The organism is Micromonospora sp. ABR4_055 (assembly GCF_056160425.1).
Genome location: NZ_JBSWXD010000014.1, coordinates 1 through 23,341, shown reverse-complemented (window position 1 = coordinate 23,341; position 23,341 = coordinate 1). Strand labels below are relative to the sequence as shown.

Below are 23,341 nucleotides of genomic sequence, written 5' to 3'. Positions count from 1 at the left end.
TCAGCCGAGTCGTTCGGTGATCCCGTCGGCTGGTCCAGGACGGCCGAAATGCCAGCCCTGGGCGGCGTCGCAGCCGATCGCCCGGAGCCGCTCGGCCTGCCCGGCGGTCTCCACTCCTTCGGCGGTGACCGTCAGCCGCAGCGTGTGGGCCAGCGTCACCAAGGTGAGCAGGATGCTCTCGTCGGTGCGGTCGGTGCCTGCCGAGGCACGGAGCCCTTCGACGAACTTCCCGGCCAGCTTCAGCTCGTGCACCGGCAGCGAGCGGAGGTAGGACAGGTTGGAGTAGCCCGTCCCGAAGTCGTCGATGGCGATCCGTACGCCCAGATCGGCCAGCTCGCGCAGGGTACGGACCGGTCCGTCGGCGGTGCTCATCAGGGCGCTCTCGGTGATCTCCAGCTGCAGCCGGCCGGCCGGTAGCCGGGTGTCGGCGAGTACCTCGGTCACGTACCGGACCAGACCGGGGTCGTTGACCTGCCGCACAGCCAGGTTGACACTGACGAACGGGGCGTTCGCGCTGCGGTCCAGCCAGCGCCGGGCCTCCCGGCAGGCTTCGGCCAGCACCCACGATCCGAGCCGGACGATCAGCCCGGAGTCCTCGGCGAGGGAGATGAACCGGTCCGGACCGAGTACCCCCATCGTAGGGTGCCGCCAGCGGACCAGCGCCTCGACGCCGAGCAGCGCGCCGCCGGCGAGCGCGACCAGCGGCTGGTAGTCCAGGAAGAACTCGCCCCGGTCGAGAGCGGTGGGCATCGCCGCGGACAGCGCGTACCGCGCCAGCTGGCGATCGTTGCGCACTGGATCGAACAGCGCCCACCGGCCCTTGCCCGCCGATTTCGCCCAGTGCAGAGTGACGTCGGCGGCCCGCATCACCTCGCTCGGGGTGGTGCCTGCGACCGTGCGCTCCACGATGCCGATGCTGGCGGTCACGGTCAGCTCGTGACCGTCGACGACGACCGGTTCGCCGATCGCGGCGAGCGCGGCCTCGGCGACCTTGAGCACGTCGTCGGTGCAGGTGGTGTCGGCGACCAGGATGACGAACTCGTCGCCACCGATTCGGGCCACCAGGTGTTCGCCGACGCCACGGCGCAGCCGCTCGGCGACCGAGACCAGCAGCAGGTCCCCGATGTGGTGGCCGAGGGTGTCATTGACGATCTTGAAGCCGTCGAGGTCGACGAAGCAGACGCCGAGTCGGCGTCCGTCCCCGCCAGTACGACCCGCCGTGCTGAACACGTCGTCCAGCCGCTGGGTGAACAGGCTCCGGTTGGGCAGGTCGGTGAGCGGGTCGTGGGTGGCCCGGTGCCGGTATCGGGCCTCGCTCTCCCGCAGCGCGATCTCGGCCTGCTCCCGGGCGACCAACGCCGCGCGGCGGATGGTCTCCTGCTCGTCCAGGGTGCGGTCGCGTAGTGCCCGGGTGTAGCCGGTGGCGATACTGCCGAGCAGCCGTGCCATCCGGTCCGGCATGTCCGGGTCGTCGATGTCCAGGTCGCGCAGTAGTCGCAGGTCGAGTACCTCGATGGTGCGGCCGAGCCCCTCAGCCGAGGCGATGTGCGCGGCGACCAGGTCCGAGCCGACCTGGTAGCCGACCCGGACGGTGAACGGCTCGGCGCGCAGTGCCGTGACGAGCCGTACGGTCAGGTCGCCGAGAAACGCCTCCAGCTGCTCCTGGGCCAGCGGCAGGTAGCTGGTCCCGGTTACCGCTTTGGCCCAGGCCCGGGCGACGGCGGCGACGCCCGGTGGCCGTCCACCGGGCGGATCGGCGGCCGGGTCGGACTGCTCAGCCACCGAGTCGGCCTACCCCGCCCATGAAGACGGCACGCTCGGCGTCCTCGGCCGCCTCGGGCGACTCAGGGCGCCACTGCGGCACCCAGACCACGCCCGGCGGTAGCAGGTCGAACCCGTCGAAGAAGCTGGTCAGCGCGGCCCGGGACCGGATGCTGAGCGGGTTGTCGGTGCGCCGGTAGATCTGGTCCGCCTCGCGGCGTTCCTCATCGCTGCGGCCGTCGTCGCTGGCCTGGGACAGGACCAGATGGCTGCCGGGCGCGAGCGCGGCGCGTAGCTCGGCCAGGATCGCGGCTGGGTCGTCGGAGTCCGGCACGAAATGCAGGACCGCGACGATCAGCACCGCGACCGGCTGGTCGAAGTCGAGTAGCTTGCGCACCTGAGGATCGTGCAGGATCCGTTCCGGGTTGCGCAGGTCCTCCTGCAGGATCGTGGTCCGGTCGTTGCCGGCGAGGATCTCCCGGCTGTGTGCGACGGCGACCGGATCGACGTCCACGTAGGCGACCTTCGATTCCGGTGCCAGCCGTTGAGCGATCTCGTGCACGTTGCCCACAGTGGGGATCCCGGAGCCGATGTCGAGGAACTGCCGGATTCCCGACTCGACGAGGAATTGCACGACGCGGCGCATGAAGGCTCGGTTCGCCTGGGCCATCAACGGGGCTTCGGGAACGGCCGTGATCATCGCCTGGGCGGCGGCCCGATCGGCGGCGAAGTTGTGTGAGCCGCCGAGATAATAGTCGTACATCCGGGCGACGCTCGGCCGCTCGACGTCGATGCTCTCCGGTGCCCAGTGCGGCCGATCCATCTTCGCCCCTTTTGTCCCTGTCTGACCGTTTGCTGGCTGGCTGCTGGCGCTAGCTAGCCATTGTGCCCGCTGCGTGCCCGGGCATCCAGAGCGTCCGACCCGCGAGGTTCCCGCCCGCACCGATCAGAGCCGCCACGGTCGACGTGGGCCGGCCCACCCGCCGCCGGCACCACGTGACCAGGTCAGAACTTCGGAGCGTCCGGCGCCTCCAACAGACCGAGCCGCAGCGCCGTCATCAGCGCCTGGGCCCGGTTCGCCGCGCCGAGCTTCTCGTACAACTTGGAAATATGCGTCTTCGCCGTCGACTCGCTGACGAACAACTGCTTGGCGATCCCGGCCACGCTCATCCCATCGGCGAGCAGGCGCAGCACCTGGCCCTCCCGGGGGGACAGTTGCGGCCCGGACGGCGCGAGCCGGCGTTTCATCGCCTCGGCCAGGTCAGCTGCGGTGAACGCGCTCGGCGACGAGGCCGCGTGCCGGGCCGCCGCGACCACCTCGTCCGCCGGTGCGGTCTTCGGCACGAACGCGCTGGCCCCGGCCTCGAGGGCGCCGAACAGCTGGTCGTCGCCAGCGTACATGGTCAACACCACGATGCCCATCGTGGAGCTGGACTTTCGCAGCGCCCGGGTCGCTTCAAGGCCGCTGCCGTCCGGCAGCCGCAGGTCCATGATCACAACATCTGGTTGCAGGGCGCCCGCCTGGCGTACACCCTCGGCCGCCGTCGCGGCCTCACCGACGACCTCGAACTGGCGGTCGCGCTCGAAAGCGTGCCGCAGGCCCTTCCGGATGAGGTCGTGATCATCGACAAGCAGGACCTTGGTCCGGGTGGTCGGTGTGGGGCTGGTGGTCATGCTGTGGCTACTCCCCTTCTGGTGCTGTCACGCTATCGCGCACGCTATCGCGCCGGGGCGAGGTTCCGAGCACCACTGCCACGGTCGTTCCGCTCGGGTGTCGTGGCCTGATCTCCAACCGGCCCCGGATACGTTCCGCTCTCTCTGCCATGATCGCAAGACCGTACCGCCCATCCGGACGCTGGTCGGCGATCCCCTGACCGTCATCCGACACTTCTATTTGCGTGTACGGCGGGTCAATGTCGCACGTGACCCACAGATTCGCGGCGCCGGCATGCTTGCGCGCATTGGTAATCGCCTCCTGGGCGATGCGCAGTAGTTCCGCCTCGGTGGCAGCCGGCAGCCGGGCCCCGGACTCGTCCAGCGACAGGTGCACCCGCAACCGGCCGGACGATCCGACGGTACGGGCGTACTCGGCGATCGCGGCCGCCAGCCCGCCGTGCCGGTCCACCTCACTGCGCAGCTCGAACAGGCTCAGCCGCAGCTCGGTGATCACCCGGGTGACCTCGCCGCGCAGTGTCCGCAGGTCCTCGGCGGTCTCGTCACTGCCCTCCGGCAGGGTGGCCAGGGCGTTGTCGATGCCGTACCCGACCATCACCAACTCCTGGGCCACCCCGTCGTGGATCTCCCGGGCCAGCCGTTGCCGTTCCTCGTTGGTGGCCAGCGACCGAACCTCGTCGAACAGCAGCGCGGCCTCCAGCCGCAGCGCTGCCGGGCGGGTCAACGCGGTGATCCGGGCAACCACCGGCGGTGGGTAGGCGTTGGCGCTGTCCGTCTCCAGAATCACCAGACCGACCGTGCGCACCCCGGCGACCAGCGGCACCACCAGCGCCGACACGTCACCGCCGGGGTGCGATCGGGCCTGGGACCGGGCCGCGGTCTGGGGCAGTTGGCTGGCCCAGGCGTCGGCAATGGCCGAATCCGCGTCCAGGGTCGTCTCCCAGTCGACCCGGTCCAGGCCGGCCTGGGCGAGCACCACCAGCCGCCCCCCACCGCTGCCGGAGAGCACCGCGGTGCGACCGGTCGGCGCCACCGCGCGCAGCTCCTCGATCAGATGCTCCGAGATGCTGCCCGGGTCGAGCGTGGCACCGGGCAGCTGCCGCGCGACGCTGCGCAGCTGGGTGAGCAGCCGGGTCGCCTCCGCGTACGGGGCGGGCTTGCTCTCCCCACGGGCCTGCATCACCTGCTGCAGCGTGCCGGCGGCCAGGATGCCCAGGCTGGCCAGGATCAGCCACTGGGTGCAGACCGCGACGAAGCCGAGCTGGGCCAGCTGCGGTCGGCCGTCGATCGTGGTGAACAACCCGCTGAGGGCCAGGGTGAGCGCGGTGACGCCGAGCAGCGCGGTCGCCTCGCGGGTCCGCCGTTGCAGCACCGCCACCGTCAACGGCACCGACAGGTACGGCAGCATCGCCGAGGCGCCCAGCCCGGCGCCGATGGAGCCGCGCAGGTTGGCGGCGGCGGCCACCTCACTCGTGGCCAGGCCGACGATGACGACCTCGGCGAGGCGGCCGAGCATGCTGATGACCGGGTGGCGGGGGACGAGCACCGCCGGAGCGCCGGCGACCGCCAGCAGCGCCACCCAGCGCAGTTCGCCGAGATCCCGGGTGGTGATCAGGGTCAGCACCGCGACGAGCGCGAGCATGACCAGGCGCGCCACCGCGGCGAGTGGATGCGGACGGGGCGCGTCGGACGTCGGTGCGGACACGTGACGGATGGTAGTCAGCTCCCGTAGATTTCGGCGATCTCGGCTTCGTGGTTGGCGTGCACCATCGCCCGTTTCACCTTCAGCGACGGGGTCAACTCGCCGCTCGCCTCGGTGAAGTCCCGGGCCAGTACCCGGAACCGCCGGATCGACTCAGCGGCCGAGACGGCGCGGTTCGCCTCGTCCACGGCCTGCTGGAGTTCAGCCAGCAACGCCGGATCGTCGCGTAGCTCGGCGACGGTGCGGCCAGGCGGGTGACCGTTGCGTTCCAGCCAGGCCGGCCAGGCGTCCTCGTCGACGGTGAGCAGCGCGGCGATGAACGGCCGGCGGTCGCCGACGACCACGCACTGGCTGACCAGCGGGTGGGCTCGCAACTGGTCCTCCAGCACGGCCGGCGTGACGTTCTTGCCGCCGGCGGTGACGATCAGCTCCTTCTTGCGACCGGTGATGGTCAGGAAGCCGTCGTCGTCGAGCCGGCCGAGGTCCCCGCTGCGGAACCAGCCGTCGTCGGTCAGCACCTCGTCGGTCTGCTGTCGGTTGTTCCAGTACCCCTGGAACACCAGATCGCCGCTGACCAGCACCTCGCCGTCGTCGGCGATCCGGACGCTGACGCCGGGCAGCGGCCGGCCGACGGTGCCGATCCGGATCGCGTGCTGCAGGTTGACCGACACCGCCGGGGAGGTCTCGGTCAGCCCGTACCCCTCGTAGACAGTCACCCCGATGCCGCGGAAGAAGTGCGCCAACCGGGCACCCAGTGGGGCACCACCGGAGATCGCGGTGCGGCACCGGCCGCCGAGCGCGGCCCGCAGCTTCCGGTAGACCAGCCGGTCGAACACCGCGTGCCGGGCGCGCAGCCCGAGCCCCGGCCCACCAGGGGTGTCCAGCGCCTCGCTGTAGGCGACGGCCACCTGGTCGGCCCGGTCGAAGATGGCGCCCTTGCCGCCGTCGTATGCGCGCTGCCGGGCCGCGTTGTAGACCTTCTCGAAGACCCGGGGTACGGACAACACGAACGTCGGGCGGACGCTGGCCAGGTCGTCGACCAGGTTCTTCGGGTCGGCGGCGTGAGTCATGGTGGCCCGGGCGTGCACCGCGCCGATCTGGATCAGCCGGGCGAATGAGTGCGCCAGCGGCAGGAACAGCAGGGTGGCGGCACCCTCGTGGAACAGGTTCGGCAGGCCGGGCACCGCGTTGGCGATGTCGGCGTACATGTTCCGGTGGCTGAGCACACAGCCCTTCGGCCGTCCGGTGGTTCCACTGGTGTAGATGATCGTGGCGATGTCGTTCGAGGTCAGCTGCTGGCGGCGGTGCTGCACCTGAGCGGCGTCGACGGTCCCGCCCCGGGCCAGGATCTCGTCGAGACCACCGGTTTCCAGCTGCCACACCTCGCGTAGCGCGGGCAGCCGGTCGCGGACCGAGGCCAGGGTGATCGCGTGTCCGTTGGTCTCCAGCACGCAGGCGACCGCGCTGGAGTCGGCCAGGATCCAGGCGACCTGCTCGGCGCTGGACGTCTCGTACACCGGCACGGTCACCGCGCCGATCGACCAGATCGCGTAGTCGAGCAGCGTCCACTCGTACCGCGTCCGGCTCATCAGACCGACCCGGTCGCCGGCGGTGATGCCCGCGCCGATCAGGCCGCAGGCGACCGCCACCACCTCGTCGCGGAACTCCCGGCAGGTCACTTCCTGCTGCCCGTGGGGGCCGGGCCTGGTGAACTGCACCGCGTCGGGTGCTGACTCGGCGTTGTCCCAGACCGGATCGGTCAGGTTGGCGGCATCACCGACCGTGACGACCGGTGGTACGGAGAACTCGCGCACCTGCACTCCTTGCGCTCGCGGGCTGAGGCGGACCGGACCGGCGGTGCACGTCCGGCTACCCGCAACCTACCGGGCGGCCGATGACCTGCGCGGTCAGCCCGCTGCCGGGGGCGGCCGGATGGTTGTCGGCCACTGGCTTGATCTTGCCCGGCACCGGGTAGCCTGCCCCACATGGCGGAGTCCTCCACCAAGTCGATCGTCGTCGCCGCACCCGCGTCCCGGGTGACGGCGGTGATCTGCGACTTCGTGCGCTACCCCGAGTGGACCGAGGCGCTGGACCGGGTCGAGGTGCGCCAGGAGTACGAGGACGGATACGCGCGTGAGGTCCGCTTCGTGCTGGATGCCGGAGTGCTCGCCGACGAGTACACGTTGATCTACGAGTACTCCGAGGACCTGTCCCGAATCGAGTGGCGGCTGGCTGAGCCGTCCCGGATGCAGCGTCGGCAGGACGGTGCGTACGACATCGAGGACAACGGGGACGGGTCCACCACGGTGACCTACACGCTGGAGGTGGAGCTCTCCGTCGGGATGCTCGGGATGTTCCGCCGCAAAGCCGAAAAAATGATCATGGATGCTGCCCTGACACAGCTCAAGCACCGAGTGGAACAGCTCGGTACGACGGAGACAGGCTAGGGGGCGGGCCGACGGTGGGAACGGATCCTCGCTCGGCGCGGGCGGAGGCGGAACGGTTGGTGGCGACCGCGTTGGCGATGGCGCAGCTGGCGGCGCGCGGCCAGCGGCTCGGCGCTGGTGCCGCAAGTGGCCTCGGCCTGCTGCGTGACCTGCTGGGCGGCACCGGTCCGGTCGCCACCGGCGACCCGGCCTGCTGCGTCTGCCCGGTCTGCCGGGCCATCACGGTATTGCGTGATCCCAGTCCGGAGCTGGCCGACCGGCTGGCCGCCGGTGCCGGGGACTTCGCCGCCGGAGTCGCCAGCCTGTTGCGTGCCCTGGCCCCGGACCGTACGGCTGACCCCGCGGCGGCCCCGGACCGTACGGCTGACCCCGCAGCGCAGCCGGAGCCTGCGGCTGGTTCGCCGGCTGCGGATCCCGCCGGCCCGCCGCCGGACCGGCACGATCCGCCGACCGGCCGGATGACCTCGGACGACGAGGTCTGGCGCCAGGCCACCTGGACCATGGATGATTCGGACTCAGCGGGTGATCGGGACGTCTGGTCGGCCGCGACGAACGCCCCCGTCGACGTCGCCGGGACAGGCAAACCACCAGCCCGGGGCCGCCCCGGTGGTCCGGCGGTGACCGCCCCGGTGACACCCGGCGCGGATGCCGACAGGGCGGAGCCGGACCGGTCGGGTGCCACCCGGCCGGACCACGGCCGGCCGGGACCTGATCTGGCCTGATCCGGCACCGTCCGGCCGGACCACCGTCCAGCGGTGGACCGTCGCCGGAGGGGACCCGGTGCGGACACCGGCGCGCGAAGAGCACAGCAGAGGGGAGCGGCAGCGGTGACGCTGACCATCGGAGTCGACATCGGTGGCACCAAGGTCGCCGGCGGGGTCGTCGATCCGGACGGAAAGGTCCTGGCCCGGACCCGGCACGAGACGCCGGCCGACGACGTGGCCAAGACCCGGGACGTGATCGTCGAGGTGGTGCTCGAGCTGGCGGCGAACCACTCGGTCGGCGCGGTCGGCATCGGGGCCGCCGGTTGGATCGACGAGCGTCGCTCAACTGTGCTGTTCGCCCCGAACCTCGCCTGGCGGGACGAGCCGCTGCGGGACTACGTGAGCGCGGCGGTCGACCTGCCGGTGATCGTTGAGAACGACGCCAACGTCGCGGCCTGGGCAGAGTTCCGGCACGGCGCCGGCCGGGACGCCGCCGACTCGATGGTCATGTTCACCGTGGGCACCGGCATCGGCGGCGGCATCGTGTACGGCGGCGAACTCGTCCGCGGCGCGCACGGCATCGCCGCAGAACTCGGCCACATGCTTGCGGTTCCGGACGGACACCAGTGCGGCTGCGGCCGGCAGGGCTGCATCGAGCAGTACGCCAGCGGCAACGCACTGGTCCGGTTCGCCCGCGCCGGTGCCCGGCAGGAACCGGACCGGGCAATCAAACTGCTGGCCCTGGCCGGTGGCGACGCCGAGGCGGTGACCGGACCGATGGTCACCACCGCGGCCCGCTCCGGTGACCCGGTCTCCTGCGAGGCGTTCGCGCAGATCGGGCGCTGGCTCGGCATCGGCCTGGCCGACCTGGCGCAGATCCTCGATCCCGAGGTGATGGTGATCGGCGGCGGCGTCGTCGACGCGGGTGACCTGTTGCTCGGCCCCGCTCAACGGGCGTACACCGACGCGCTGGCCCAACGGGTCCGCATTCCGGTGGCCGAGGTGCGGCCGGCCGAGCTGGGCAACGCTGCCGGTGTGGTCGGTGCGGCCGACCTCGCCCGCCGGATCTGAGCCCATCGGGCCGAGGAGGGGACTGTGACGGCTGACCAGACGACCGCGCCACAGCGGGCCGGTGTGCGGTTGCGGGTGCTCACGTACAACATCCACGGCCAGCGTGACGACCGGGCCGCGCTGGCCGAGGTCGTCCGCCAGGTCGCACCGGACGTGGCGATTCTGCAGGAGGCACCGCGCCGGTGGCGGTGGCGTACCAGGTCCGCCGCGCTGGCGAACGCGTTCGACATGGTCGTCGGAGCCGGTGGGCCACCGCCGTTGGGCAATCTGGTGCTGACCACGCTGCGGGTACGGGTGACGGGTACCTGGTCGGTCCGGTTCCCGCTGACGCCCGGTCGGCACCTGCGCGGCGCGGTGTTCGCCCGCTGCGCGGTCGGCCCGGCCCGCTTCGTGGTGGCCGGATCGCATCTGTCCACTGATCCGACGGAGCGGCCGGCGCAGGCCCGGCTGCTACGTCAGGCCTGCGCCGACGTCGACGGATCGGTGATTCTCGGCCTGGACGTCAACGATCAGCCGGCGAACCCCGACGACCCTCCGTCGCCCGGCACCGACGCCCGGCCTGCGCCCGGCACCGACGCCCGTCCGCCGGGCGACACCGGTGCGGCGTGGCAGTTGGCCGCCGCCGGGTTCACCGACGCCGCTGCCGCCGTCGGGGCGGACCGGGCCGGCACGTTCCCGGGCCGCGACCCCCGCCGACGGATCGACGCGATCTTCGTCGATCCCCGCATCGAGGTGGCCGGCTGCCGGGTGGTGGACACCCCGGCGGCGCGGCGGGCAAGTGACCATCTTCCGGTCGTTGCCGATCTGGTGCTCACCGATCCGGCACCGGGACTGGACAAGCGGGGCGGCTAGCCGGCACGATTTCGCAGCCGTACGAAGGAGATTGCCGGTGTCTACTTCCGCTGACTACGACAGCCCCATCACCGGCACCGACCGGTGGCGGGACGACCGCCCGATCTCCGAACAGGGTGAGAACGTCTGCGTCATCGGTGCCGGGGCGAGCGGGTTGTGCGCGGTCAAGAACCTGCGCGAACAGGGGTTCGGGGTCGACTGTTACGAACGGGAGACGGGCGTTGGCGGTGCCTGGAACTGGCGCCACGACCGCAGTCCGGTCTACGCCAGCACCCACCTGATCTCGTCGAAGCCGTTCAGCCAGTACCCCGACTTCCCGCTGCCGGACAGCTGGCCCGACTACCCGCACCACAGCCAGCTGCTGGCCTATCTGGAACGCTACGCCGACCACTTCGATCTGCGCCGGCACATCTGGTTCGGCACCGAGGTGGTACGGGTCGAACCGGCGCCGGGGGACCGGTGGGACGTGACGACCCGCAGCGCCGGCGGCAACGGTGCCCAACGCACCCAGCGCTACGCCGCCGTGGTCGTCGCCAACGGACACAACTGGGCACCCCGGCTTCCCGACTACGAAGGATTGTCCGGTTTCACCGGGCAGGTGATCCACGCGTCGGCCTACCACGACGCCACTCAGCTGCGCGGCCGGCGGGTACTGGTGGTGGGCGGCGGCAACACCGGCTGCGACATCGCCGTCGAGGCCGGGCAACAGGCGGCCCGCTGCTGGCACTCCACCCGTCGCGGCTACTGGTACACCCCGAAGTACCTGTTCGGCCGGCCGAGTGACCAGGTCAACGCGGGGCTGCTCGCCCGGCGTCTGCCACGCTGGCTGCGCCAGGGAGTTCTCCACCGGCTGCTCCGGTTGGTCGTCGGCGACCAGACCCGGTTCGGGCTACCGGCTCCGGAGCACCGGGTGTTCGACGCCCATCCGGTGGTCAACAGCCAACTCGTCCTGCACATCGGGCACGGTACGGTCCGCCCGGTGCCCGACGTGGCCAGGTTCCGCCGGCATACCGTAGAGCTCACCGACGGCACCGAAGTGGATCCCGACCTCGTCGTGCTCGCCACCGGTTACCAGCCCCAGTTCGACTTTCTCGATCCGCGGGTGCTCGGCGTCGACGCGGACGGTCGGCCCCGCCTGCACCTGCACGCCTTCGCCCCGGGACACCCGACGCTGTCGGTGGTCGGGCTGGTGCAGGCGGAGTTCGGGGTCTTCCCGGTGGTCCACTGGCAGAGCGTGGTGGTCGCCCGGTGGCTGCGCGCCCGGTCGGCGGATCCGGCGGTCACCGCTGCCCTGGCCGGCCGGATCGAGGCCGGCGCGGGACGGCCCTGGCACGACGCCAAGGTGGCCGACCCGGCCCGGCGCTGGTTCGAGGTCAGTCACGACACCTACCTGCGCGCGCTGCAGGAGACCTTGGACAGTCTGGAGGTGGCGGCCCGATGAGTCGTACCCTTGCGGCCCCCCGCATCGTCCGTACCCGGGAGTGGGCCAGACCGGTCCCGGCGGTGCGTCGCGAGGTGCTGCACGCCGACGTGTCGCGCGACGAGGGCCGGCCGCCGCTGCTGTTCGTGCCCGGTTTCGGGCACGGTGCGTGGGTTTTCGCCGAGCATTGGTTGGAGCGGGCCGCCGAGCGCGGATTCCCGGCGTACGCGGTCAGTCTGCGCGGGCACGGGGACAGCGGGGCGGCGCCGCAGGCCGACCTGCGGGCGTACGTGCACGACGTGGTGCAGGCTGCGGCCGGCCTGCCCCGGCAGGCGGTGCTGATCGGGCACGGCGCTGGGGCGTTGGTGGTCGGTCACGCGTTGGCCCGCTACCCGGCGCGGGCCGCGGTGCTGGCCGCTCCCGTACTCGGTGGCTGGCCGCTGCTCGGCGCCGCGCTGCGTCGCAACCCGTTCGGCACCCTGCCGGCCGTCTTCGGCGGGGCGGTGCGGCTGCGCGCCGGTCAGCTGTTCAGCCGGGAGCTTCCGGAGGCCGTCGCGCTGTCCTACGTAAACCGTCTGGGGCGCGCGTCGGCCCGGGCCCAGTGGCAGCTGCTGGCCCGCCAGCGGGTCGAGCCGCCGGTCGGCGACCCGCCGGTGCTCGTTCTCGGTAGCCCGGACGACCGGGTGGTGCCGGTGTCAGTATTGGACCGCGCGGCCCGGCGGTACGGGGGTGCTCCGTTGCTGTTCCCCGGGATGGGCCACGATCTGATGCTCGACGCGCGGTGGACGGAACCGGTCGACGCGATCCTCGACTGGCTGGACAAGGGAGCCGGCTGACCGGCGACGGTAGACCGGTAGGATCAGGCGGTGAGCCGGGCGGCGAGGGAACCGGTGCGGTCCAGCGCGGTGAGGTAGCCGTGCACCCAGGCCCGGATGTCGTGGGTGCGCAGGTGCTCGCGCATGGAACGCATCCGGTCCGCCACGTCGGTGGGTGACGCCTCCAGCGCGTGCATCAGCGTCAGTTTGAGCCCGTCGAGATCGTGCGGGTTGACCAGGTACGCCTGCTGGAACTCAGCGGCGGCACCAGCGAACTCGCTGAGCAGCAGCGCACCGTCGTTGTCGACCCGGGCTGCCACGTACTCCTTGGCGACCAGGTTCATCCCGTCCCGTAGCGGGGTGACCGCCATGATGTCGGCGACCCGGTACAGCGCCGCGAGGTCGGCCCGGCTGAACGACTGGTTGAGGTAGTGGATCGCCGGTTCGCCGACCCGGCCGAACTCGCCGTTGATCCGTCCGACCTCGCGTTCCACCCGGTCGCGCAGGATGCGGTACTGCTCGACCCGTTCCCGACTGGGCACCGCGACCTGGACCATCACCGTGTCGCGGACCTTGATGTGCCCGTCGGCGATCAGTTCGCTGTACGCCTTGAGCCGTTGCTCGATGCCCTTGGTGTAGTCCATCCGGTCCACACTGAGGATGACGTGCTGCGGGTCACCGAGGTCGGACCGCAGCTGACGGGCCCGGTCCAGCACGTCCGGCCGGCCGGCGAGGGACTCCATCTCGGACATGTTGATCGACACCGGGAAGGCGCCGATGCGTACCACCCGGCCGTCGATGGCGATCCGCCGGTCGGTGGCCGGCACCTTGAGCACCTTCGTCGCCAGCTGGGCGAAGTTGTGCGCGGCCTGGGCGCGTTGAAACCCCACCAGGTCGGCGCCGAGCATGCCGAGCATCAGCTCGGCCCGGCGGGGCAGCTGCATGAACAGCTCCGGCGGCGGGAACGGAACGTGCAGAAAGAATCCGATCAGCAGGTCGGGCCGTAGCGCCCGGAGCATTCCGGGTACCAGTTGCAGGTGGTAGTCCTGCACCCAGACCAGCGCGCCCGGCTCGGCGGCGGCCGCCGCCGCCTCGGCGAAGCGCTGGTTCACCCGCTGGTACGCCTCCCACCACCTACGGTGGTATGCGGGCTGCTCGACGGAGTCGTGGTACAGCGGCCAGAGTGTGGCGTTGGCGAACCCCTCGTAGTGGTCTCTGATGTCCTCATGGGACAGAGCGACGGTGTGCATCCGTACGCCGTCGATGTCCGGCAGGCTCGGTGCCGGGCCGGCGCCACCGGCCCAGCCGACCCAGGTGGCCGGGGTGTGCTGCAGGATCGGGTGCAGGGCGCTGACCAGACCACCGGGGCTGCGACGCCATTCGCACGCGCCGTCGCGCGCGACGCTGTCGTCCACCGGCAGTCGGTTCGCCACCACGACGAGAGAACTCTGACGCATGAGGGGACCTCGTTTCGCTGCGGCGGTTGCCGCGCATGGCGAGTGATCACGAACTCGTGGGGGGATCGGCTACGAGAGTTATTCCTACTGAGACCAAGTTACGCGAGTGTTACAGAGTGACCACAGTCGTCAATGAATCCGAATTTTCGCCATCCGTTGGTCAGGTTTCAGACGACCGCGCCGTCGTCCAGATCGTCATCCTCGTCGTGATCCGGCCGCAGCCGCCAGATCAGCGTGACAAACCCACCGACCACGCCAGCGAAACCGAGCAGGATGGCCAGTCCACGATCCACCGGAAGCACCGTCGGGAAGACGAAGAGGATGAAGCCGGCGATGATCGCCAGTACCCCGAGGACCGCAGCCGACGACAACCGGGGCAGCGGAGGCGGCAGGGGAGGGGTGTATCCCTCCTCCGGCTCGTCGGGTAACCGGGCACCGAAGGTGTCCAGCCCATCCAGTAGGGACGGCTCGTCGTCTCGCCGTCCGACGGAGATGTTGGTGTAGCCGACCGCCCACGGCAACGGGTCCGGCGTGCCGGTGGCCGTGATCTCCGGCTCGGCGCGGCCGCGACCGTCGTCGCTGTCCCGGCCGTCGCTGTCCCGGTTGAGGCCGGCCCGATCGGTCGTGCCCCGGCGATCGGTGGCGTCCCGGCCGGCCGGCTCACGGCCGTCGCCCTCGCCTGCGGTCCCGTCCCGGCGTGGACCGTCGGCGAGCGGATCCCGACCGGTCGACCGGCCCTCCACCGGCAGGTTCTCGACCGGCGGCAGATTCTCGGCGGCCGGCCAGGGCGCGGCGGTGGGGTCCGCTGGAGCCGGAACGTGGTAGTTGGCGATGATGCCGGCCCAGACGGCGTCGACATCGGCGTCCCGACCGGCCTGCTGCCCCGCGCCGGCCGGAACAACCGGGTCCGACGCCGGCGACGTGGTCTGCCCGGACCCGGTCGTCGGGGAACCGGAGCGGCTGCCCGGCGCGACCGGGCCGTCCTCGGCCAACTGCACCAGGTAGCCCCGGGCGGTGTCCAGGTGCGCCCGGTCGACGAAGAGCCGGTCCACCGGCCGGGCCGGCACGGTGGTCGTGCGGGTGACCGGATTGACGTCCGACGACGGCTGAAGGTAGGCCGCGATCCCACCGGCGGCGAGCACGTCGAGCAGGTGTTCGCCGACCCGTGGGTCGACGTCGCCGGCCACGGCGTACTCGGATGCGTCGAGGCCGTTGTCCCGCCGCCCTCGACGCGCGCCACCCGCAGACACCGAATCAACTCCTCACCGGCCGCCGTCGGGCCCTGTCCGCCGGCGGACCCCCGGCCGGGGGCGTGCCGTGCCCTTGAATCGTGACACGCCGGTAGGTGGTTGTGGGAGTGCGTTGTGCGGTGCCGTGCCCGTGAACCTCGCCGCCTGCGGTCACGACGCCAGGGTCGGAGACCAGCGGTAGCCGCCCGCGTCCTGATCGCCGAGGTGCAGCAACCCGGGTGCCTTGTTGCGCAGCGCGAAGCTTCGCACCTCGGCCAGCGCCGCCGCGTCGGCATCGCGGTCGCCGCCACGCCGCCACGCCGCCACGGCCAACGCCAACGCGATCATCCGGTCGGTGGTCGCGTCGATGTCGGCGAAACCGGCCGCCGCGGCAGCATACAGCTCACCTGCCGCGCGGTTTTCGCCGTCGGCCGCCGCCACCGCCGCGGTCACCGTCCGCAGCGCGGCCTCGGCCCACGGGGTGCGATGCTGCACCCGGTCGAGCATCGCCCGGACCTGCACCGCCGCGCCACGCCCGGCGAACGCGGCGGCGAACGCGGCGGCCGCGATCCACTCGCCGCTGGCCAGCGCGGGCACCTTCGACCAGGACCGGTCCAGCTCGTCGAGCAGCGCTGCAGCCTCCACACCCCGTCCCTGCAGCGCCCGGCACAGTGCGCCCAACCCGAGGCTGTTCCAGTACGGCCGACGGAAGCCGCTGTCCCGGGCCGCGCGCACCGCGTCGGCGACGTCGTCGACCCCGCTCTGGTCGGCCATCGGCACCGGATCGCCGCGCAGCACCCGCAGACACGCCCGTAGGCCCCGTACCTGGATGTCCCACCGGCCACTGGGCGTCGCGACGAAGGCGTCGGCCGCAGCGAGGAAGGCGGCGAAGTCCCCGGCGAAGTAGGCACGCATGGCTTCGCCGGAGTATCCGGTGCTCAGCCCGGAGCCGGAGGCGGCACCGGACATCAGCTCCTGGGCGCCGGACCAGTCGCCCTCTTCACACAACGCGTACGACAGGTTCTGCAGTGCCCGGGGCAGCGCGAGCAGTTGGTGCTCGCGACACATCGCGGTGGCCGCCCGCAGCTCGTCGAGCCCGGACCGGTCCCCGGACTGGTACCGGGCCATGGCAACGGTGATCCGGGCGTTGACCAGCGTCTCGGTCAGCCCCAGCCGGTCGGCGATCTCGGCCGCCGCGCCGGCCGCCGCGACCGCCGGATCCCGTTCCAGGTTGAGCATGTGCAGCCGGCCCAGCTCGGCGTACGCGTCGGCCTTCTGATCGGTGTCCGGCAGCGCGTCGAACAGCTCCACCGCCCGGTCTAGGCAGCGCAGCGCCTCGTCCCGGTCGGTCCGCAGCCAGGCGGCCCGCCCGAGCAGGGTCCAGGCCCGGGCCGCGCACCCCTGATCGTCGACGTCGGCCAGCTGGTCGGCGAGCGTACTCAGCCGTTCGGTGCCCCCGTCGGCGAGGAAACCCGGGCCGTCGCGCAGAAACGCGAGCTCGGCACCGAGCAGTTCGAGCTGCAACCGCTCACCCAGCCCGTCGGTGCCGGCGACGGTCACCAGGCGCAGCGCGCGTTCCACGTGCCCGCTCGCCACGTCCAGCGCGTGTAGGGCGTACGCCCGGCGGGCCGCACGGTGCAGGGCGTCCCGGGCGGCCCCGGCGTACCCGTGGGTCTCCAGACCCAGCGTGTCCGCGATCTCGTGCGCCGCCCACCGGTGGTGGGCCAGCACCTCGGCCAGGTCGGTGTCCCGGTCGCCGGCGAGGGTGTCCAACCAGTCGGCGGTCCGGGCGTGCCGGGCGACCCGTTCGTTACGGGGCAACCGCTGGTAGCAGACGTCGCGGACCAGCACGTGGCGGAACCGGAACTCGGGTTGCTGCGCCATCGTCGAATCCGGCTGTTCGTGGACGAAGTCGCGCTGCTCCAACCGGCGCAGCGCCCGGTCGACCAGCTCCACCGGCTGGCCGAGGGCGGCGGCGACCGCGCCGGGCCAGAACTGCACCCCGACCACGGCGGCGGCGAGCAGCACCGCCCGGTCGGTGGCGTCCAGCAGATCCATCCGGTTGGCGATCACCCCGTGCACACTGTCCGGGATCGGCAGCCGTCCGCTGCGGGTCAACGCCCAACCACGGCCGCTGCGCCGCAACGCCCCCTGCTCCATCAGCATCCGCACGTACTCGTGGGCGTAGAGCGGGTTGCCGTCGGCCACCTCGATCAACGGGCCGAGCAGATCGGCCGAGAACGGCGCCGCGCCGAACATGTGCGCGTACAGCGCGGCCACTCCGGTGTCGCGCAGCGGCGGCAGGGTGATGGTCAGCGCGCCCGGGGTGGTGCCCGCCCAGGCCGGCTCACGGCTGGTCAGCTCGGGCCGGGCGGTGCACAGCAACAGCAGCGGCACCTGCCGGGCGGAGGCGCCGAGCAGCTCGACGAAGCGCAGCATCGCCTCGTCGGCCCAGTGCAGGTCCTCGAAGACCAGCACGGTCGGCTGCCGGGCGGCCAGGGCGAGCAGGAAGCGCCGCCACGCCGACTCGGTCTCCTCGGCCGGCAGGTTGCGGTGCGGCAGCCCGACCAGTGGGCGCAGCGCGTCGACCAGCCGGTCCGCCTCCGGCCCGACCAGCCCCTGGACCCCGGCGGCCAGCTTCTGCTCGGCGACGGTGGCCAGGTCGGTGTCGAGGATGCCGGCCTCGGCCTTGACGATGTCGGCGAGCGCGGCGAACGTGACGTTCTCCCCGAACGGCGGGCAGCGCCCGATCCGCCAGGTGACCGGCTGGTCGACCAGGCGTTCGGTGTGCCGCAGCAGCTCCCGGACCAGCCGGCTCTTGCCGATGCCGGCCTGGCCGAGCAACGTGAGCACCTGGGGCCGCTGGTCGCGGATCGACCGGTACAGCGCGTTGACCAGCAACCCCAACTCGTGTTCGCGGTCGATCAGCGGGGTCGCGTCGGTCTGCCGGTCGGCCGGCACCGGACGCAACGGGGCCAGCGCCAGCCACACCTCGGTCGGTGACGACCGTCCGCGCAGCGTCACCGCCGGTTGCGGATCGTAGCGGATGGCCTCCTTGGTCAGCCCGTGCGTGACGCCACACACCAGCAATCCGTCGGTCGGTGCCACCGACTGCATCCGGGATGCGGTGTTGACCACGTCGCCGGCCAGGAACGCCTGGCCACCGTCGCGGGCCGCACCGGTGTCGACCAGCGCCTCGCCGGTGGCCACGCCGATACGGAACCGGAGTCCCTCGCCGGCGGAAGCGGTGAACTCGGTCAGGGCGCGGCGCAGGTCGAGCCCGGCCCGGACGCAGCGCAGGGCGTCGTTCTCGGTGGCCACCGGCGCACCGAACAGCGCCATCACCGCGTCGCCGATGTACTTCTCCACCACCCCGCCGTACTGGCCGACGACCCGACGCGCGATGGAGAAGAAGTTCGTCTGCATCCGCCGGACCTGTTCGGGATCGACCCGTTCCACGTACGGCGTGAAGTTGATCAGGTCGATGAACAGGACGCTGACCCGACGTCGGTCCTCCTGACTCGGCTCGGTCGGCCGTCGGCCGCCCTGCGGCTGCCCGCAGGAGGTGCAGAAGCTCGCGTCGGCCGCCAGCGGGCGTTCGCAGTGCGCGCAGACAGGGATGAGCGCCGTACCGCAGCCGCCGCAGTAGCGGTCGTCGTCGGCCGCGGTCCGGCCACACTTTTCGCACGGGGCAGCGATGCCAGCCTCCTCGCGGGAACGTCGAGTCGGGAGCCTACTGTCGCATCTGGCCACCTGCCCTGGCCAGCGGCTTCGCCTGGCCGGGCGTGGTGGTGCCGGACCCGACCTGCCGGGGTGGCCGGACTCACAGGTCACGGCGGGTGCGTCAGGCCGAGTATCGCCGGTGCGGTCAACTGTCCAAAACCGGGCTGTTGGCTAATGGACAGTCCATCTACGGGTGGTACCGGGCTACATTCATCTGGCCAGATCAGACCGAGCAGGGGAGTCCTGACATGGTGTACGTCAAGTTGGAGCAGGACTGGACGGATCCGTCCGGGGCCAGCCACGGCGCGGGGGAGATGATCGATCTCGACGCCGGCACGCTGGCGAAGTTGCAGGAGGAGGGTGTCGTGGCCGAGGAGTGGATCGGTCCGACCGGGGAGAAGGTCGGCACCAACTGGATCGGCCCGACCAGCAGCCAGCCCTGACGGCGGCAGACGTCAGACCCGGCGGTACGCGCGCCACGCGCGTGCCGCCGGTTTCGTCCTCAGCGGTCGGCCACTCCGGCTCAGCGGTCGGCCATCCCGGCCCGGCGGCGCAGCGCGGCCACGTCGGTCACCACGATCCGCCGACCCTCGGTACGCAGCCAACCTCGGTTGCTGAACGATCCGATCGCCTGGTTGACGCTCTGCCGGGAGCCACCGGCCATCTCCGCCAGTTGGCTCTGGTTCAACTCGATGGTGATCATCGGTGCCTGGCTCTCCCCGGCCAGCCGGACCAGCGTCTTGGCCACCCGACCGGGCAGATCGAGGAAGACGTGATCGGCGTTCTGCTCGGTGAGCCGGCGGATCAGCCCACCGAGCGAGCGCATCACCGCGTCGAGGATGCGCGGGTTGGAGTGCACCAGATCCATGAACGCGCCCCGGGACAACGCCAGCGCGGTGCAGTCCTCGATGGCCTCGGCGGACGCCGACCGGGTCGACGCGTCCAGCAGCGACACCTCGCCGAGCACGTCGGGTGGGCGGACGACGGACAGCACTGCACGTTCGCCGGTCGGCGCGGTGCGGAAGACCGCGACGGCACCCCTCTTGAGCACGATGAGCGATTCGCCCGGGTCGTTCTCGACGAAGAGCAACTGACCCCTGCGGTAGGTGCGGGGTACGGCGGCAGCGATGACCCGTTGCCGGACCTCCGGTTCGAGCCCGGCGAACATGTCCACGCCGGTGAGCGCGTCACCCGGCTCCGGCAGGCGCATCTCCACGGTCCAACCCCTCCCCACCAAGGGCACCATCCCACCGGGGGCACCATCGTGCCCGTCCGGGGTGCATCACCCGACCCAGGCGAACATGAAATAGATACCGTTCGGACAACGGTGTCAACATCAGATCATGGCTGCCGTGTCGCGTGGTGTACACCCCCACAATCATTTCTGTGACAGTCCTGTGCCCGACAAACCGGCAGGCTAGCGGCCAGATCCACCGGCGGGTGGGGGCCGACACGGGGGCCCGGCGGATCCGGCCGTGGGGATGCGGTACCGGTCGGAGCGAGCTGGTCGACAGCGACGCTCCGGCCGGTACCCCGATGGGGGTCTATTTCCGGTATCGGCGAGGATGGCGGTAATGATCTACCGCTACTTCTACGACTGCGAGTTCATCGAGGACGGGCGCCTCGTCGACCTGGTTTCGATCGGTGTCGTCGACGAGCACGGCCGGGAGTTCTACGCGGTCTCTACCGAGTTCGACGGTGCCCGGGCGGTGCCGTGGGTGCGTCGTCACGTGCTCGACAAGCTGCCGTCACCGGCCGATCCGGCCTGGCGGTCCCGGTCACGGATCCGCGACGACCTGTACGCCTTCCTGGTCGCGCCGCTGCGCGACGGTTCGGCCACCGAGTTGGAGCTGTGGGCCTGGTACGCCGCGTACGACCATGTGGCGCTGGCCCAGTTGTGGGGGGCCATGCCGGCCCTGCCCCGGGAGATCCCCCGGTTCACCAAGGACCTGCGGCAGCGGTGGGACGACGTCGGTCGGCCGGATCTGCCGGCGTCCGCCGCCGACCGGCACGACGCGCTCGTCGACGCACGCCACAATCTCGCCCGCTGGCAGGTGATCTGCCGGGCGTACCTGCGGTGACCGGGCCACCGACGGTCCGGTGATCCTCGGGGTCTGCTCGCCCGGTCGCTGGCCGGGCCGATAAAGTGCGCACTGACGGCCCGCCCCGGGCCGGCAATGATGCCGACGGTCTGACCGGACTTCGTTCCTGGGGCTCGAGTGGGTCTACCGCACAGTTTCCTGGAGGATGAGCGGATCATGCGTATCGGCGTGCTCACCGGCGGCGGCGACTGCCCCGGCCTGAACGCAGTGATCAGGGCGGTGGTGCGTAAGGGCGTCGCCAGCTACGGTCACGAGTTCATCGGATTCCGCGACGGCTGGCGCGGACCGCTGGAGGGGCTGAGCCGGCCTCTCGGTATCGACGAGGTACGGGGCATCCTGCCCCGGGGTGGCACCATCCTCGGTTCGTCCCGGACCAACCCGTTCAAGATCGACGGCGGGGTCGAGCGGATCAAGGAGAACCTGGCGTCCCAGGGCGTGGACGCCCTGGTAGCGATCGGCGGCGAGGACACCCTCGGCGTCGCCACCAAGCTGCACGAACTCGGCGTCCAGGTGGTCGGCGTGCCGAAGACGATCGACAACGACCTCGGCGCCACCGACTACACCTTCGGCTTCGACACCGCGGTCAACATCGCGATGGAGGCCATCGACCGGCTGCACACCACCGCCGAGAGCCACCACCGCACCCTGGTGGTCGAGGTCATGGGTCGGCATGCCGGCTGGATCGCGCTGCACGCCGGACTCGCCGGCGGGGCGAACGTGATCCTGCTGCCGGAGCGCGAGTTCGACGTCGAGCAGGTCGCCACCTACGTCGAGAAGCGCTTTCAGAAGCAGTACGCCCCGATCGTGGTGGTCGCCGAGGGCGCCCACCCGATGGAGGGCCAGATGGTCCTGCAGAACAAGGAGCTTGACTCCTTCGGCCACGTCCGACTCGGCGGCATCGGCCAGTGGCTCGCCGAGCAGCTGGAGGCCAAGACGGGCAAGGAGGCCCGGACCGTCGTGCTGGGGCACATCCAGCGCGGCGGCACCCCCACCGCCTTCGACCGGGTGCTCGCCACCCGGCTCGGCCTGCACGCCATCGACGCCGCCAACGACGGAGACTGGGGCAAGATGGTCGGTATCCGGGGGACCGACATCGTCCGGGTGCCGTTGGCCGAGGCGACCCGGGAGCTCAAGACCGTGCCACTGGAGCGCTACACCGAGGCCGAGGTCTTCTTCGGCAGCTGACGACCGATTTCGGGCCGGGATGGGCGGCTCTCGCCAGGGCGCCGCTCCGCCCGGTCCGGCGCGGTTCGGTTCGGTCCGGTTCTGGTTCGTCGCGGTTCGGTTCGGACCGGTTCGAGAGAGGATGACGTACGGATGTCTCCCGGCGCGCACAAGGTGGCCGTGATCGGTGCCGGCAAGATCGGCGAACTGGTCCTCTCCGGCCTGTTGCGGGCCGGCTGGCCGGCCGATCAACTGCTGGCCACGACCCGGCGGCGGGAGCGGGCCGAGGACGTCGCGGTGCGCTACGGCGTGTCGGTGGTGGACAACCACACCGCAGTGGCCGAGGCGGAGGTGCTGGCCGTGGCGGTCAAGCCGCAGGACGCCGCCACCCTGCTGGACCAGATCGGCCCCAAGGTGCCGGCGGACAAGCTGGTCGTTTCGCTCTGCGCGGGCCTGCCGACCGAGTTCTTCGCCCGCCGGCTACCGGACGGCACCCCGGTGGTACGGGTGATGACCAACACCCCGGCGCTGGTGGACCAGGCGATGACCGCCATTTCCGCTGGCCGGCACGCCACCGCCGCGCATCTGGCCCTCGCCGAGGAGATGTTCCAGCCGCTCGGTGTCACGATCCGGGTGCCGGAGACCCAGCAGGACGCGGTCACCGCGTTGTCCGGTTCCGGCCCGGCCTATTTCTACCTGCTGGTCGAGGCGATGATCGACGCCGGAATTCTGCTCGGGCTGCCCCGCCAGGTGGCGCACGACCTGATCGTGCAGACGGCGATCGGTTCGGCGGTGATGCTGCGGGACTCCGGCGAGCATCCGGTCAAGCTGCGCGAGGCCGTCACCTCGCCGGCCGGCACCACCATCTCGGCCATCCGCGAGCTGGAGAACCACGGGGTCCGGGCGGCGCTGCTCGCCGCCCTGGAAGCGGCCCGCGACCGTGCTCGGGAGTTGGCCGCGCAGCACGGCTGAGGTATTCATTCACGCTCACCCTCTTCCGCTGAACGTGTCGGTGTGGCTACCGTTTGCGACATAGGTGGTCGTAGGTGGCTCGACGGGAATGAAGCCCGCCGGAGCTGAGCGACCGCCGCACCGGCGTCGTGTCGTGACTTCCCCTGCGGCGACGTCGACAGCCGGCCCTGGCTGCCCCCCTGCGGCCGGCTTCCGGGCGCGTTCCGCCGACGCGCCCAGTGCCGCCACCGGCGCACGGCGACCGGCGG

19 protein-coding genes and 1 pseudogene are annotated in these 23,341 nt (G+C 71.4%); 10 read left to right on the top strand and 10 right to left on the bottom strand.

Annotated features, from left to right (window positions below):
- From ACXAHD_RS06165 to ACXAHD_RS06145, 5 genes are all read right to left on the bottom strand, one after another.
- Positions 1-1,782 carry a putative bifunctional diguanylate cyclase/phosphodiesterase gene (locus ACXAHD_RS06165; protein WP_281550737.1) on the bottom strand — a complete coding sequence of 594 codons (1,782 nt, stop codon included), beginning with the start codon at positions 1,780-1,782 and terminating at the stop codon, positions 1-3.
- The gene (locus ACXAHD_RS06160) at positions 1,775-2,584 is read right to left on the bottom strand and encodes an SAM-dependent methyltransferase (protein WP_289213260.1); all 810 of its coding nucleotides are present in this window, start codon (positions 2,582-2,584) and stop codon (positions 1,775-1,777) included. Before ACXAHD_RS06160 ends, ACXAHD_RS06165 begins: the two co-directional genes overlap by 8 nt.
- Positions 2,585-2,766: 182 nt before the next feature.
- Entirely contained in the window at positions 2,767-3,435 is a 669-nt protein-coding gene (locus ACXAHD_RS06155) for a response regulator transcription factor (protein ID WP_123602728.1), read from the bottom strand.
- A gap of 7 nt (positions 3,436-3,442) precedes the next feature.
- Complete coding sequence (locus ACXAHD_RS06150) at positions 3,443-5,083, bottom strand: GAF domain-containing sensor histidine kinase (RefSeq protein WP_281555640.1); 1,641 nt, start codon at positions 5,081-5,083, stop codon at positions 3,443-3,445.
- A 71-nt stretch (positions 5,084-5,154) separates the two neighbouring features.
- Positions 5,155-6,951: an AMP-dependent synthetase/ligase gene (locus tag ACXAHD_RS06145; protein ID WP_289213259.1), complete on the bottom strand. Its 1,797-nt coding sequence runs from the start codon at positions 6,949-6,951 to the stop codon at positions 5,155-5,157.
- Between the two features lie 171 nt (positions 6,952-7,122).
- Between ACXAHD_RS06145 and ACXAHD_RS06140 the strand changes: the two genes are divergently transcribed.
- The 6 genes from ACXAHD_RS06140 (at position 7,123) to ACXAHD_RS06115 (ending at position 12,467) form a co-directional block, all read left to right on the top strand.
- Positions 7,123-7,584: an SRPBCC family protein gene (locus ACXAHD_RS06140; protein ID WP_281550734.1), complete on the top strand. Its 462-nt coding sequence runs from the start codon at positions 7,123-7,125 to the stop codon at positions 7,582-7,584.
- A 14-nt stretch (positions 7,585-7,598) separates the two neighbouring features.
- Entirely contained in the window at positions 7,599-8,306 is a 708-nt protein-coding gene (locus tag ACXAHD_RS06135; protein ID WP_289213258.1) for a hypothetical protein, read from the top strand.
- Between the two features lie 105 nt (positions 8,307-8,411).
- On the top strand, positions 8,412-9,359 hold the full coding sequence (locus ACXAHD_RS06130) for an ROK family glucokinase (protein WP_289213257.1): 948 nt from the start codon (positions 8,412-8,414) through the stop codon (positions 9,357-9,359).
- Positions 9,360-9,383: 24 nt separating this feature from the next.
- Entirely contained in the window at positions 9,384-10,211 is an 828-nt protein-coding gene (locus ACXAHD_RS06125) for an endonuclease/exonuclease/phosphatase family protein (protein WP_289213256.1), read from the top strand.
- 37 nt (positions 10,212-10,248) lie between these two features.
- Entirely contained in the window at positions 10,249-11,652 is a 1,404-nt protein-coding gene (locus ACXAHD_RS06120; RefSeq protein ID WP_281550730.1) for a flavin-containing monooxygenase, read from the top strand.
- Positions 11,649-12,467 carry an alpha/beta hydrolase gene (locus ACXAHD_RS06115; RefSeq protein WP_281550729.1) on the top strand — a complete coding sequence of 273 codons (819 nt, stop codon included), beginning with the start codon at positions 11,649-11,651 and terminating at the stop codon, positions 12,465-12,467. The genes ACXAHD_RS06120 and ACXAHD_RS06115 overlap by 4 nt, the downstream gene beginning before the upstream one ends.
- Positions 12,468-12,490: 23 nt before the next feature.
- Here the strand turns inward: ACXAHD_RS06115 and ACXAHD_RS06110 are convergent, their stop codons facing one another.
- The 4 genes and pseudogenes from ACXAHD_RS06110 to ACXAHD_RS06095 all read right to left on the bottom strand — a co-directional run bounded on the left by ACXAHD_RS06110 (position 12,491) and on the right by ACXAHD_RS06095 (position 18,885).
- On the bottom strand, positions 12,491-13,903 hold the full coding sequence (locus tag ACXAHD_RS06110; protein ID WP_289213255.1) for an alpha,alpha-trehalose-phosphate synthase (UDP-forming): 1,413 nt from the start codon (positions 13,901-13,903) through the stop codon (positions 12,491-12,493).
- A gap of 167 nt (positions 13,904-14,070) precedes the next feature.
- Positions 14,071-14,901: a DUF308 domain-containing protein gene (locus tag ACXAHD_RS06105; protein ID WP_281555639.1), complete on the bottom strand. Its 831-nt coding sequence runs from the start codon at positions 14,899-14,901 to the stop codon at positions 14,071-14,073.
- Positions 14,881-15,153 (bottom strand): annotated as a pseudogene (locus ACXAHD_RS06100) (DUF308 domain-containing protein); the annotation flags it as partial. The pseudogene ACXAHD_RS06100 and the gene ACXAHD_RS06105, both read right to left, overlap by 21 nt.
- A gap of 150 nt (positions 15,154-15,303) precedes the next feature.
- Positions 15,304-18,885 (bottom strand): ATP-binding protein, encoded by a 3,582-nt coding sequence (locus ACXAHD_RS06095; protein ID WP_289213254.1) that lies wholly within the window; start codon positions 18,883-18,885, stop codon positions 15,304-15,306.
- Positions 18,886-19,103: 218 nt separating this feature from the next.
- Here ACXAHD_RS06095 and ACXAHD_RS06090 point away from each other — a divergent pair, with 218 nt between their 5' ends.
- Positions 19,104-19,298, top strand: coding sequence for a hypothetical protein (locus tag ACXAHD_RS06090; RefSeq protein WP_281550726.1), 195 nt, complete (start codon positions 19,104-19,106; stop codon positions 19,296-19,298).
- Positions 19,299-19,378: 80 nt separating this feature from the next.
- Here ACXAHD_RS06090 and ACXAHD_RS06085 read toward each other — a convergent pair whose 3' ends face one another.
- Positions 19,379-20,071 (bottom strand): Crp/Fnr family transcriptional regulator, encoded by a 693-nt coding sequence (locus tag ACXAHD_RS06085; RefSeq protein WP_281550725.1) that lies wholly within the window; start codon positions 20,069-20,071, stop codon positions 19,379-19,381.
- 358 nt (positions 20,072-20,429) lie between these two features.
- Here ACXAHD_RS06085 and ACXAHD_RS06080 point away from each other — a divergent pair, with 358 nt between their 5' ends.
- The 3 genes from ACXAHD_RS06080 (at position 20,430) to proC (ending at position 23,093) form a co-directional block, all read left to right on the top strand.
- A complete protein-coding gene (locus ACXAHD_RS06080; RefSeq protein WP_281550724.1) occupies positions 20,430-20,936 on the top strand; it encodes a polyadenylate-specific 3'-exoribonuclease AS in 507 nt (168 codons plus the stop codon).
- 177 nt (positions 20,937-21,113) lie between these two features.
- Positions 21,114-22,142 (top strand): 6-phosphofructokinase, encoded by a 1,029-nt coding sequence (locus ACXAHD_RS06075; RefSeq protein ID WP_278170326.1) that lies wholly within the window; start codon positions 21,114-21,116, stop codon positions 22,140-22,142.
- Positions 22,143-22,274: 132 nt separating this feature from the next.
- Entirely contained in the window at positions 22,275-23,093 is an 819-nt protein-coding gene (gene proC / locus ACXAHD_RS06070; protein ID WP_281550722.1) for a pyrroline-5-carboxylate reductase, read from the top strand.
- Positions 23,094-23,341 lie beyond the last annotated feature (248 nt).

Coding starts and splice junctions, on each gene's coding strand:
- ACXAHD_RS06160 (WP_289213260.1), bottom strand. CDS start 2,584: ATGGATCGGCCGCACTGGGCACCGGAGAGCATCGACGTCGAGCGGCCG.
- ACXAHD_RS06155 (WP_123602728.1), bottom strand. CDS start 3,435: ATGACCACCAGCCCCACACCGACCACCCGGACCAAGGTCCTGCTTGTC.
- ACXAHD_RS06140 (WP_281550734.1), top strand. CDS start 7,123: ATGGCGGAGTCCTCCACCAAGTCGATCGTCGTCGCCGCACCCGCGTCC.
- ACXAHD_RS06115 (WP_281550729.1), top strand. CDS start 11,649: ATGAGTCGTACCCTTGCGGCCCCCCGCATCGTCCGTACCCGGGAGTGG.
- ACXAHD_RS06110 (WP_289213255.1), bottom strand. CDS start 13,903: ATGCGTCAGAGTTCTCTCGTCGTGGTGGCGAACCGACTGCCGGTGGAC.
- ACXAHD_RS06090 (WP_281550726.1), top strand. CDS start 19,104: ATGGTGTACGTCAAGTTGGAGCAGGACTGGACGGATCCGTCCGGGGCC.
- ACXAHD_RS06080 (WP_281550724.1), top strand. CDS start 20,430: ATGATCTACCGCTACTTCTACGACTGCGAGTTCATCGAGGACGGGCGC.
- ACXAHD_RS06075 (WP_278170326.1), top strand. CDS start 21,114: ATGCGTATCGGCGTGCTCACCGGCGGCGGCGACTGCCCCGGCCTGAAC.
- proC (WP_281550722.1), top strand. CDS start 22,275: ATGTCTCCCGGCGCGCACAAGGTGGCCGTGATCGGTGCCGGCAAGATC.